This window comes from Micromonospora sp. NPDC003776, assembly GCF_053605645.1.
Genome location: NZ_JBSGJR010000166.1, coordinates 1 through 11,809, shown reverse-complemented (window position 1 = coordinate 11,809; position 11,809 = coordinate 1). Strand labels below are relative to the sequence as shown.

Genomic DNA, 11,809 nt, shown 5'->3' with positions numbered 1-11,809 from the left:
GGCCCCCGCGGCCACACCGACCCGGGGGTGGTCGAGCCCGGCCGGGGCGCGGTGGTCGAGTCGGTCGCCGCGCCGGGCGCCACCGGCGGCGCGGTCAGCGTGGTCACCGACCTCGGCCGGCGGTACGTCCTCACCGGCGGCGACGTGCTCGGCATGCTCGGCTACGCCGGCGTCCGGCCGGTCCGGCTGCCGGCGAGCGTGGTTAGCCTGGTGCCGGCCGGCAGCCCGCTCGACCCGGCCGCCGCCCGCGCCGTCGCCGCCCCGGCCTGATCCCCACCCGGCCGCCCGCCATGCTGCTCGTCGTCGAGCGCGCCGCCCTGCTGGTCGCCGCCAGGACCGGTCGGCTGCCGGCGGGTTGCCCTCGCCGGGCGATGCCCGACCCCACTGGTCCTGCCGACTCGGCCGGACGGCCGGTGACGTCGTCCGGCCGGGTCGGTCAATCCTTCGGCGCCCCGGGTCAGAGCGGCTTGCGCAGGACCGTCACCGCCCAGTCGGCGTCGTCGCGCCAGGGGCGCAGGTCCCAGGTGGCGAAGCGGTGCTCCACCCGCAGCCCGACCGCCACCGCGTCCGCGTCGAGGTCGGTGAGCGGGTAGCCGCGGCGGGTGTCGAAGCCGACCACCACCAGGCCGTCCGGCCGCACGTGCGCGGCGACCCGGGACAGCACGTCCCGCTCGGTGCCGGGGGCGACGAAGACCATCACGTTGCCGGCGATCAACGCCGCGTCGAACGGCTCCGGCTCGTCCTGCCCGGCCAGGTCCAGTTCGGCGAGGTCGGCGACCAGGAAGCGCGGGCCGGGGTGGTCGGCCCGGGCGGCCTCGATCAGGGCCGGGTCGGCGTCCACGCCGACCACGGTGTGCCCGCGTGCGGCCAGCGCGGCGGCGACCCGGCCGGTGCCGGTGCCGGCGTCGAGGATCCGGGCGCCCGGCGGGACCAGGGCGTCCAGCAGCCGCGCCTCGCCGGCCAGGTCCGCCCCCTCGGCCGCGAGCCGGCGGAACCGGTCGATGTACCACTGCGAGTGTCCCGGTTTGGTCTCCGTCACCCAACGCGTCGGCTTGCCCATGCCGTCACGGTAGCTGATCTTGCTGACCGCCCGCCGGGCGACGGCTCAGGTGAGCGCGAGGAAGGTGGCGGCGGCGAGCGGGATCCCGGCGACGGTGCCGGCGACGACCTGCGGCCAGGTGTGGTCGCGCAGCTCGACCCGGGACCAGGCGACCGCCGCGACCAGCACCCACCCGACGTGCAGGGCCGGGCCGAAGAGCAGCACCAGCATGGTGGCGGAGCCCGCCGCGCAGGCGGCGTGGATGCTGAGCTTCCACCAGTGGTTCACGGCCGTGCAGACGGCGCCGACCACGAACATGACGACGACCACGGCGAAGAGCACCGTCGGGGCTTTCAGCGCCGCGAGCAGGGCCAGCCCGACCGCCACGGAGGCCAGGCCGGTCAGCAGCGGCCGTAGGCGCTGGGTCCGGTCGCCGATGTGCCGGTCGCTGAGGGTGCCGCGGCGTACGCCGTACACGAGCACGGCGATCGGGATGACGGCGCAGAACAACAACGCCGTGCCGCCCCAGACCAGCGCGTCCCCCCAGGACCGGCTGACCCGCGCGACCCCGACCAGGATCATGGCGGTCACCAGGACGGCCGGTGCGAGCACCTCGGTGAACAGCCGGGCGAACCGGGGGCCGAGGGTCCGTTCCGAGGTCGCTCGCACCGGGCCATCCTGCGGGCCGAGCCGGGCAAGGTCAACTACCCCTTCTCGGCCCCGCTGGTCAGTCCCTCGGTGAGCAGGCGTTCGCTGGCGAAGAAGAGGATCACGATGGGCAGGGTGAGGATCACCGATCCGGCCATCAGCACCGTCTTCGGCACCTCGACCCCGTCGGACAGCAGCGACAGCCCCAGCGACACCGTCCACCGGTTGGGCCGGTCGACGAGGAAGAGCAGGGCGAAGAGGAACTCGTTCCAGGCGATCATGAAGTCGTACAGGGCGACGGCCATCACCGACGGTGCGGCCAGGGGCAGGCTGACCCGCCGGATGATCCCGAGCCGGCCCGCCCCGTCGATGGCGGCGGACTCCTCGAGGCTGACCGGGATGGTCTCGAAGTAGTTCTTGAGCATGTAGACCGAGACCGGCAGGGTCTGCGAGATGTAGACCAGCACCAGCCCGAACAGCGACCCGCGCAGACCGGCCCGGGTGAAGACCACGAAGAGCGGGATCGCGATGACGATCGACGGGAACAGGTAGACCGCCAGGAAGAGCGCGCTGACCTGCCGCCGGCCGAAGAACCGCAGCCGGGAGACCGCGTACGCGCCGGGGATGGCGACCAGCAGGGTGAGCACCGTGGCCGAGAGCGCGACCACGCCGCTGTTGCGGATGAAGGTGAGGAAGCCCTGGCCGCCGTGCTCGACGGACCTGAGCACCTCGGCGTACGTGGCGACGGTCAGCTCGCCGAGCGGCACCCAGAGCGAGCCCGGGTCGAGCAGCAGCCGCTCGATGGGTCGTACCGAGAGCACCAGCATGTACCAGAACGGCAGCAGGGTGACCAGCAGGAAGGCGGCGATCACCAGCCGGCGCAGCCAGCGCAGGCTCACCGTCTCGATCCGGTCCCGGTCCATCACGCCTCCTCCCGTCGGCCGCTGAAGAAGCGCAGGTAGATCGCGACGAACACGATCAGCACCACGGCCAGCACGACCGCCTGCGCCGCCGCCGCGCCGATGTCGGTACGCGCGGTGAGGAACTGGTAGACGCGGACGCTGACCACCTCGGTGCCGGCCGAGCCGCCGGTGAGCAGGTAGACGTCGTCGAACTTGTTGAACGTCATGATGAACCGGAGCACGCCGAGCAGGGCGATCACCGGCATCAGCTGCGGCAGCAGGATGTGCCGGAACCGCTGGGTGGGGGTGGCCCCGTCCACCCGGGCCGCCTCCTCCAGCTCGGCCGGTACGGCCTGGAGCCGGGCCAGCAGGAACAGGAAGGCGAACGGGAAGTACCGCCACGCCTCGAACGCGATCACCGTCCAGAGGGCGGTGGACTCCTGGGACAGGAACGGGATCGGCGAGTCCCAGCCGAGGAACCGTCGCCCCCAGTCGTTGACGATGCCGAGCTGCGGGTCCAGCATCACCTGCCAGACGAAGGCCATCGCGACCACCGGCGCCACGTACGGCAGCAGCATGGACGCGCGGACGACCGTGCGGCCCGGGAAGGGCCGGCGGACGACCAGCGCCGCGACCAGCCCGACCAGGATGGACCCGGCGGTGCCGCCGAGGCTGTAGACCAGCGTGGTCCAGAGCGTGTCGGCGAACCCGGGGGTGTGCAGCACCCGGTCGAAGTTGTCCAGGGTCAGCTCGCCGAAGAGGCCGGTCTTGCGCAGGGTGGCCAGGCGTACCCGCTGGAAGGCGAGCACGAGCGTCCAGACGATGGGGATGCCGATCACCGCGAGCACGACGAGCAGGGTGGGGGTGACCAGCGCGAGCCCGGCCCGGGACTCGCGGCGGCGCAGGGTGAGCGGGCGTCTGCCGGGGCGGGGCCGCTCCCGGGCGGGGGAGCGGCCGGCCTCCGGCGCGGTGGTGGTCAATTCACGCCCTTCTTGATCGCCTCGACGTCCTGCTGCGCCCGCTTGGCGGCGGCCGCGGCGTCGGACTTTCCGGCGATCACGTCGGCGAGCGCCTTGGGCACCGGCAGCTCACCGAGGATCGCGCCGACCAGCTTCCCCTGGCCCTGCGGCAGCCCCCAGCGGTGGAAGGTGTCCGGGCTCTTGCGCAGGGTGGCGAGTACGTCGTCGCCGTAGACCGCCGACAGCGGCTTCTTGGCGTCCACCCCGGCCTGGCTGCTGTTCCAGGCGGTGAGGAACTTCTGCTTGTCCTCGGCGGTGCCGGTCCGGACCGGGACGCGCCCCTCCGGCGACATGCCGAACCAGCGCGGGTAGCCGTCGGAGAGCATGTACTCCACGAAGGACTTCGCCGAGTCGGCCGCACCGTCGAGCACCGACCAGGAGCTGATCTCGCCGTACTGGGCGGGCTCGGTGCCGTTCGGGCCCTTGATCGCGGTGACGAAGCCGCTGTTCTTCGCCAGGAACGCCGGGTCGGACTGGCACTGCGGGCAGGTGGGCTTGGCGTCGTTGCGCAACCCGGCCAGCTCGTCCAGGATGAACGGCGACCAGATCAGCATGGCCGCCTTGCCGGCGAAGTAGGTGGCCCGGGTGGTGTCCACGTCCTGCGCGCCCTTGACGGAGTGGTTGCGCATCAGGTCGCCGTAGAAGCGGAACGCCTCCACGCACTCGGGGGAGTCCAGTTTGACGTTTCCGGAGTCGTCGGTGAGCTGGCAGTTGTTCGCCAGCGCCAGGTGCTCGAAGGTCTGCTGGGTGAAGACGTCGCCGGGGGCGGTGGCGGCGGTGATGCCGGCGACCCCGCCGGTGTTCAGCTTCGCCGCCGCGGCGGCGATCTTGTCGTACGTGTCGGGGGCGGGCAGGCCGGCGGCGGCGAACAGGTCCTTGCGGTAGACCAGCAGCTGACCCCACCCGTCACTGGGGACGGCGAGCTGCTTGCCGTCCTCGCTGGCCAGCTCCAAGGCGCGGGGCGAGAAGGTGTCCTTGCCGAGCTTGTCGACGACGGCCTTGTTGGCGTCCGGGTCCACCAGGTCGTTGCCGGAGAGGGTGCGGACCCCGGCGAGGGAGACCGAGCCGACCACGTCGGGCAGGTCGCCGGCCGCGGCGCTGGAGGCGATGAGCGAGGGGAACTGGTCCTCGTTGACGGTGACCAGGTTGACCTTCACCCCGGTCTTCGCGGTGTAGTCGGCGATGATCGCCTTGGTGGCGTTGACGCGGTCGGCCACGTCCTCCAGGCTCCATACGGTCAGCTGGGAACTGTCGGCTTTCTGTCCGTCGTCGCCGCAGGCGGCCAGCCCGGTCGTGGCGAATGCCAGGATCAGGGTGGAAGCGAGCAGCCGGCGCGAGGGTGATGGCATCGGTGGCACTCCTCTCGAGAGAGCACGGCGTGCCTTCCATACCCATCTATTGATCAATCTAACCACATATGCTGATTTCTTCGGCTAGAATTGAAGCCGGCACTTCCCTCGGAGCGACGCCATGGCCAACTGGGTTGTCTCTCTGGCCGGGCCCCGGCGCGTGAGCCTCGAGCCCTGCCCCCCGGACCCGCTCGGCCCGGGCCAGATCCGCGTCCGCACCTGCTACTCCGGCATCTCCGCCGGCACCGAGCTGACCCTCTACCGGGGGAGCAACCCCCGGCTCAGCAAGGACTGGGACGACGCCGCCCGGATGTTCGTGCCCCGGCAGGCCCCGCCCGCGTACCCGGTGGTCGGCTTCGGCTACGAAGAGGTCGGCGAGGTGGTCGAGGTCGCCCCGGACATCGCCGACCGCCACCCGGGCCAGGTGGTCTGGGGGATCTGGGGGCACCGCGCGGAGGCCGTGGTGGCGGCCGGGGCGGTCACCCCGCTCGCCCCCGGGCTCGACCCCCTCGCCGCCGTCTTCGCCCGCCCCGGGGCCATCGCGCTGACCGCGGTGCTCGCCGGTGACCTGCACCTCGGCGACTGGGTGGGGATCTTCGGGCAGGGGGTGATCGGCCTGCTCGGCACCCGGCTCGCCGTCCTCTCCGGCACCCGGGTGGTCGCCGTCGACCGGGTGCCGGGCCGGCTGGAGCACGCCGCCCGGCTGGGCGCCCGCCGGGTCGTCGACGCGGCCGCCGACTCGGCCGCCGCCGTGCTGCGCGCGGCCACCGACGGGCGCGGCGCCGACGTCTGCCTGGAGCTGTCGGGGTCGTACCCGGCGCTGCACGAGGCCATCCGGGCCACCGCCCACGCCGGCCGGGTGGTGGCCGCCGGCTTCTACCAGGGGTACGCCCACAGCCTGGGACTGGGCGAGGAGTTCCACCACAACCGGATCCAGCTGGTGGCGGCCCAGGTCTCCGGGCCCGTACCGGCACCCGGCACGGCCGGCCGGTGGACCGGGCCCCGGATCGCCCACACCTTCATGGACCTGGTGGCCGAGGGCAGCGTCGACCCGCTGCCGCTGGTGAGCCACGTCGTCGACGCGGGCGCGGTGGCCGACGCGCTGGCGTTGCTCGACCGCGGTGACGGTGACGTCCTCCAAGTGGTGCTGAGGTTCTAGATGGCCATTCCGCTCGCCTGCCAGGAGCAGTTGCTCCCCGGTGCCGGCCTCCCCGAGAAGTACGCCCTCGCCGTGTCCCTCGGCTACCAGGGCATCGAGCTGCGCGGCCGGGGCGACCTCGCCCTCGCCCGCCGGTTGCCGGAGCTGCGCCGCGCCCGCGCCGACGGGGTGGTCATGCCGACCGTCTGCGTCGAGATGGACCACTTCATCGGCGACTTCGACCCGGAACGCTCGCGGGACGCCGTGCACAACCTCCGCTCCCAGCTCTCGGTGATCGCCGAGCTGGGTGGGATCGGCGCGATGACCCCCGCCGCGTGGGGGATGTTCTCCCGCCGGCTGCCGCCGTTCGAGCCGCCCCGCCCGCCCGAGGGCGACCGCCAGGTCCTCGTCGACGCCCTCGGCGAGCTGGGCGAGCACGCCCGCGCGGAGGGCGTCACCCTCTTCCTCGAACCGCTCAACCGGTACGAGGACCACATGGTCAACCGCCTCGATGAGGCGGTCGCGCTGTGCCGCGCCGTCGACCTGCCCTCGGTCCGCGTGGTCGCCGACACCTTCCACATGAACATCGAGGAGGACGACGTGCACGCGGCGCTGCGCGCCGCCGCGCCGTACCTGGGGCACGTGCAGGTCAGCGACTCCAACCGGTACCAGCCCGGGGCCGGGCACCTGGACTGGGCGGCGCTGCTGCGCACCCTCGACGAGATCGGCTATCCCGGCTGGTTGGCCCTGGAGTGCCGGCTGCGCGGCGAACCGGTCGCCGCGCTGCGTCAGGCCGCGGCCGTGCTCGGCCACGCCGGGCCGTGGCGGGCGGCGGCGTGAGCGAGCGCGCCGCCCTGCTCCGCCGGCTGGCCGTCACCACGCTGGACGCCAACTGGGAACACGACCACACGGTCCCCTCGCGCACCCTCTACCCGCACCAGTGGAGCTGGGACTCGGCGTTCATCGCGGTCGGGCTGGCGCACGTCCGCCCCGACCGGGCCTGGCGGGAGCTGCGCACCCTCTTCTCCGCCCAGTGGGCCGACGGGCGGGTGCCGCACATCGTGTTCAACCCCGGGCTGCGGGTCGGCTCGTACTTCCCGGGGCCCGAGTTCTGGGACTCCGCCCGGGCCACCGGGGCGCCCGCCGGCGCCACCTCCGGCATCGTCCAGCCGCCGGTGCACGCCCCGGCCGCCTGGCTGGTGCACCGCCGGGCCCCCTCCGAGGCTTCGGCGCAGGCGCTGCGCTGGCTCTATCCCCGGCTCGTCGCGCAGCAGCGCTACCTGACCGGGCGGCGCGACGTCGGCGGGGGCGGGCTGGCCTGCATCGTGCACCCGTGGGAATCCGGGTTGGACAACAGCCCCGCCTGGGACGGCCCGATGGCCGCGGTGCCGGCCGAGGCCGCGGTCATGCGCGCGTACCGGCGGCACGACACCACGCACGCCGACGCGGCGCACCGCCCCACGGACCTGGACTACGCGCGCTACGTCGCGATCGTGGCGGCCTACCGCGCGGCCGGCTACCGGGACGACCGGCTGGCCGAACAGCCGTTCCTGGTGGAGTGCCCGCTGCTCAACGCCGCGCTCGGGGTCGCGGAGCACGCCCTGGCCCGGATCGCCGGCGTGGTCGGCGCCGACCCGGGCCCGCACCGGGACCGCGCGGCGCGGATCACCGAGGCGCTGGTGACCCGGCTCTACGACCCGGCCACCGGCACCTTCCGTCCCCGCGACCTGCGCACCGACCGGCTCGTCCCGGCCCGGACCGTGCTCGGGCTGATCCCGCTGATCCTGCCCGACCTGCCCGCCCGCCAGGTGGATGCGGTGCTCGCCGAGGCCTGCTCGCCCCGGTTCGGCCTGGCCAGCCGGATGGACCGCCCGCTGCCCACCTACGACCGCACCGCGCCGGACTTCGAGCCGCTGCGCTACTGGCGCGGCCCGAGCTGGGTCAACATCGCCTGGCTGCTCTGGCGCGGGCTGCGCACCCACCACCGGCCCGACCTGGCCGCCGGGCTGCGCGAGTCGATGTACGAGCTGGTCGCCCGCGGCGGCTGCCACGAGTACTTCCACCCGGACACCGGGGTGGGGCTCGGCTCACCGGCGTTCAGCTGGACGGCCGCGCTGGTGCTGGACGCCCTGACGGAGAGTTGAGCCGCCGGCGTCGAACCGACGCCGGCGGCCCGCCGGGACACCGTCAGGCGATGCCGGCCGGGGTGATGGCGGCGGCCCGCAGCGCGGACATCGGGGCGTCGTCGATCGCGTACCCGAGCGCGTCGACCACCTCGACCACGCCGCTGACCTGGCGGGTCAGCCGCACCGCGAGCCGCGTGGTCGACCAGCGGTCGAGCTGCCCGGTGAGGGTCACCACCCCGCCCGACAGGGTCACCTCGACCACGTCGTCCGGCACACCCAGGGTGCGGCGCAGCACGTCGTCGACCACGTCACGCCGGATGTCGGCGTCCGGCCGCAGGTGCACCTTCAGCAGGTCGCCGCGGGTCACGATGCCGACCAGCCGGCCGAGGTCGTCGACCACCGGCAGCCGCTTCACGTGGCGTTCGTCCATGGTCCGCGCCGCCTCGACCAGCGAGGCGTCCGGCGCCACGGTGACCGCGGGCGCGGTCATCAGGTCGGCGGCCAGGGTGGCACCGGCCTTGGCCCGGGCCTCCCGCTGGTGCCGGCTGGGGAAGATGCGCCGCTCCTGCGGCTGTCCCAGCAGCTCCACCTTGTAGAGCAGGTCCGCCTCGGACACCACGCCGAGCACCCGGCGCGCCCCGTCCACCACCGGCACCGCCGTCGCCCGCCGCCCGGTCAGCACGTCGACGATCTCCCGGTACGCCGTGCCCTCCCGTACCGACGCCACGTCGGTGGTCATCACGTCCTGCACCTGCCACGTACGCATGGCTGCCTCCTCGTTCCTCCGCCTCCGACGCTACGAGCGCGCGGCGGTGGGGAGCAGGGGCGCAGGGACCGGGCGAAGGGGCCGGAGGTCCCGGGTTCAGCCGACCGGCACGGCTTCGGCGTCGGCGGGTGGGTCGACGGCCAGCAGTTCGGCGGGGACCGGCTCGACCTCGACCCGGCAGTCGTGGAAGGTGGGTCCGCCGCCCAGGTCGGTGTCGCGGACCGCGGTGACCGCGTTGACGGTGGCCCGCCCCGGGCTCAGCCGCGCCCAGTACGCCTTGTAGGTGAACGCCAGCCCGGGCCGGGTCGCGTCGTTCACCGCCACCCCGGCCAGGAACGCGCCCCGGTCGTTGTGCACCCGCACCGCGGCGCCGTCGACCAGCCCGCGCGCCGCCGCGTCGTCGGGGTGCAGGTGAACCCGGGGTGGCCCGGTCCGCCGGGTGTGCCAGGGCAGCGAGGCGAAGGTGGAGTTCATCAGGAACTTCCCGGCCGGGGCGAGGAGCACCAGCGGGAAGCGGGTGGCCAGCGCCGCGTCGCCGGCCTCGACCGGCGGGGTGAAGCCGGGCAGCGGGTCCACCCCGAGTCGGGCCAGTGACGGGTCGTGCAACCGGGCCCGGCCGTCGGGGGTCGGGAAGCCGCCCGCGGCGTACGGGGCCGAGCCGACGGCCACGCCGGTCGTCCGGGCGTACGTCGTCTCGCGCAGCTCCTCGAAGCTGACCGGGGAGCCGTGCAGCAGCTGCCGGGCCAGGTCCTCGTCGCTGTCCCGCAGCCGGGGATGGTCGAGCCCGAGGGCGGCGGCGATCCGGCGGAAGATCTCGGTGTTCGGCAGCGCCTCGCCGGGCGCCTCGGTGGCCGGCAGGTTCAGCGTCGTGTAGTGGTGCCCGTAGGAGGTGTGCAGGTCCAGGTGCTCCGGCTGCATGGTGGCCGGCAGCACCACGTCGGCGTAGTCGCAGGTGTCGGTCCAGCGCTGCTCCAGCACGACGGTGTGCAGGTCGTCCCGGCGCAGGCCGGTGAGCAGCCGGGTCTGGTCCGGGGCGGTGGCGGCCGGGTTGGCGTTGAACACCACCAGGGAGGTCACCGGCGGGTCGGCCTCCCCGGTGAGGACGGCGGCCAGCCGGCTCATGTTGATCGAGCGGGCGGGCGGGGCCGGCAGGTCCGGCGGCCGCACCACGCGGCCCTCGTCGACCGGGTAGTGCCCGCTGGTGGAGACGAGCGCGCCCCCGCCCGGGTACCGGAAGTCACCGGTGAGCAGCGGCAGCGCGCAGATGGCGCGGATCGCCTGGCCGGCGCCGTGGTGCCGTTGCAGGCCCAGGCCCACCCGGACGGCGGTGGGCCGGGTGGTGGCGATCCGCTCGCCGAGCCCGCGGACCACCGCGATCGGGAGGCCGCACTCGACCGCGGCCCGCTCCACCGGCCACTCGGCCAGCCGGGCCACCAGCTCCGGCCAGCCGACGGTGTGCGCGGCCAGCCACTCCTCGTCGACGGCGCCGGCGTCCAGGACGGCCCGCATCAGGCCCAGCGCCAGCGCCGCGTCGGTGCCGGGCAGCGGGGCGACGTGCTCGTCGCTGCGGGCCGCGGTCTCGGTGCGCAGCGGGTCGATGGTGACCAGGTACGCGCCGCGCTCGCGGGCCCGCTGCACGAACGGCCACAGGTGCAGGTTGGTGGCGAGCGGGTTGGCGCCCCAGAGCACGATCAGCTGCGCCGCCACGATGGACTCCGGTTCGAAGCCGACCGAGCCGCCGTAGACCGAGCGGGTGGCCGCCCGCGCGGCCGCCGTGCAGATGGTGGTGTCCAGCCGGGAGGCGCCCAGGTGGGCGAAGAGCCGGGGACCCATCGTCCAGCCCTGCACCAGGCCCATGGTGCCGGCGAAGTAGTAGGGCAGGACCGCCTCCGGACCGTCCCGTTCAATGCTGGCCCGCAGCCCGGTGGCCACCCGGTCGAGCGCCTCGTCCCAGCTCGCCGGCCGGAAGGAGACCCGCCCGGCCCCCTTCGGCCCGGTGCGCACGTACGGGGTGGTCAGCCGGTCCGGTCCGTTGAGCGCGTCGAGGTAGCGGTTGACCTTGCCGCAGAGCGCGCCCCGGGTGAACGGGTGCTCGCGGTCGCCGCGCAGCGCGACGGCCCGGCCGTCCTCCACGGTGAGCTGCCAGACGCAGGTGTCCGGGCAGTCCAGCGGGCAGGCGCCGGGGTGGGTGGTACGGGCCATGCGGCGAGCCTACCGAGGAGGTCCGACCGGATGGGGGCGGCGGCGATCGGGCGACTCGGGCAGCATGGACCGCACGGGCGTACCGGAGGAGGTGCGATGACGGTCACCGCTGACGACCTGGAGGCAGCCGCGTCGTGCGTGACGGCGGCGCTGTCGCCGGTGACCGGTGCCGACTGGTCGCTGCCGGCCGGCGCGGTGGAGTGGGACTGCCGGCAGACCGCGGAGCACGTCGGCGACACCCTGCTGTCCTTCGCGGGTCAGTTGGTGGCCCGTCCGGCGGACCGGTATGTCGGCTTCGCCGCGGTTGCCGAGCCGGACACCCGGCCGGAGCAGCTACTGGAGTTCGTCGGCTGCGCGGCCCGGATGCTCGCCCTCGTGGTCCGCGACACCCCGGCCGGGGTGCGGGCGTTCCACCCCAGCGGCCAGGCCGACCCGGAGGGCTTCGCGGCCATGGGCTGCGTCGAGGTGCTGGTGCACGGGGAGGACATCGCGGTCGGCCTCGGGGTGGCCGTCGACCCGCCGCGTCCGGCCTGCGCCCGGGTCGTCGACCGGCTCTTTCCCGACGTGGCCGCCGGCCTGGCCGACGTCGACCCCTGGGTCGCGCTGCGCTGGTGTGTGGG

General features: G+C 74.2%; 12 protein-coding genes. 5 read left to right on the top strand and 7 right to left on the bottom strand.

Annotation, left to right across the window (positions count from 1 at the left end; translation table 11 throughout):
- Window positions 1-270, top strand: a 270-nt coding sequence (locus tag ACWEVO_RS15950; RefSeq protein WP_452308277.1) for a type VII secretion protein EccB, incomplete at its 5' end; no start/stop codon positions are given.
- A gap of 187 nt (window positions 271-457) precedes the next feature.
- Here ACWEVO_RS15950 and ACWEVO_RS15945 read toward each other — a convergent pair.
- The 5 genes from ACWEVO_RS15945 to ACWEVO_RS15925 are packed head-to-tail and all read right to left on the bottom strand — an operon-like array spanning window position 458 to window position 4,957.
- Window positions 458-1,060, bottom strand: coding sequence for a class I SAM-dependent methyltransferase (locus ACWEVO_RS15945; protein ID WP_452308276.1), 603 nt, complete (start codon window positions 1,058-1,060; stop codon window positions 458-460).
- A gap of 45 nt (window positions 1,061-1,105) precedes the next feature.
- The gene (locus ACWEVO_RS15940; protein WP_452308275.1) at window positions 1,106-1,708 is read right to left on the bottom strand and encodes a phosphoesterase PA-phosphatase; all 603 of its coding nucleotides are present in this window, start codon (window positions 1,706-1,708) and stop codon (window positions 1,106-1,108) included.
- Between the two features lie 35 nt (window positions 1,709-1,743).
- A complete protein-coding gene (locus ACWEVO_RS15935; protein WP_452308274.1) occupies window positions 1,744-2,610 on the bottom strand; it encodes a carbohydrate ABC transporter permease in 867 nt (288 codons plus the stop codon).
- The gene (locus ACWEVO_RS15930; protein WP_452308273.1) at window positions 2,610-3,569 is read right to left on the bottom strand and encodes a carbohydrate ABC transporter permease; all 960 of its coding nucleotides are present in this window, start codon (window positions 3,567-3,569) and stop codon (window positions 2,610-2,612) included. The genes ACWEVO_RS15935 and ACWEVO_RS15930 overlap by 1 nt, the downstream gene beginning before the upstream one ends.
- Window positions 3,566-4,957, bottom strand: a complete 1,392-nt coding sequence (locus tag ACWEVO_RS15925) for an ABC transporter substrate-binding protein (protein WP_452308272.1) — start codon at window positions 4,955-4,957, stop codon at window positions 3,566-3,568. The genes ACWEVO_RS15930 and ACWEVO_RS15925 overlap by 4 nt, the downstream gene beginning before the upstream one ends.
- A 121-nt stretch (window positions 4,958-5,078) precedes the next feature.
- Here ACWEVO_RS15925 and ACWEVO_RS15920 point away from each other — a divergent pair, with 121 nt between their 5' ends.
- From ACWEVO_RS15920 to ACWEVO_RS15910, 3 genes are read left to right on the top strand one after another with little or no spacing between them, the layout of a single operon-like run.
- A complete protein-coding gene (locus tag ACWEVO_RS15920; protein ID WP_452308271.1) occupies window positions 5,079-6,116 on the top strand; it encodes a zinc-dependent alcohol dehydrogenase in 1,038 nt (345 codons plus the stop codon).
- Entirely contained in the window at window positions 6,117-6,935 is an 819-nt protein-coding gene (locus tag ACWEVO_RS15915; RefSeq protein WP_452308270.1) for a TIM barrel protein, read from the top strand.
- On the top strand, window positions 6,932-8,239 hold the full coding sequence (locus tag ACWEVO_RS15910) for an MGH1-like glycoside hydrolase domain-containing protein (RefSeq protein ID WP_452308269.1): 1,308 nt from the start codon (window positions 6,932-6,934) through the stop codon (window positions 8,237-8,239). Before ACWEVO_RS15915 ends, ACWEVO_RS15910 begins: the two co-directional genes overlap by 4 nt.
- A gap of 43 nt (window positions 8,240-8,282) precedes the next feature.
- Here ACWEVO_RS15910 and ACWEVO_RS15905 read toward each other — a convergent pair whose 3' ends face one another.
- Together ACWEVO_RS15905 and ACWEVO_RS15900 are read right to left on the bottom strand one after the other, a co-directional pair.
- Window positions 8,283-8,987: a CBS domain-containing protein gene (locus ACWEVO_RS15905; RefSeq protein ID WP_452308267.1), complete on the bottom strand. Its 705-nt coding sequence runs from the start codon at window positions 8,985-8,987 to the stop codon at window positions 8,283-8,285.
- A gap of 96 nt (window positions 8,988-9,083) precedes the next feature.
- Complete coding sequence (locus ACWEVO_RS15900) at window positions 9,084-11,189, bottom strand: molybdopterin-containing oxidoreductase family protein (RefSeq protein WP_452308266.1); 2,106 nt, start codon at window positions 11,187-11,189, stop codon at window positions 9,084-9,086.
- 96 nt (window positions 11,190-11,285) lie between these two features.
- Between ACWEVO_RS15900 and ACWEVO_RS15895 the strand changes: the two genes are divergently transcribed.
- Window positions 11,286-11,809: maleylpyruvate isomerase family mycothiol-dependent enzyme (locus tag ACWEVO_RS15895; protein WP_452308265.1), on the top strand; the 524-nt coding region annotated here is incomplete at its 3' end.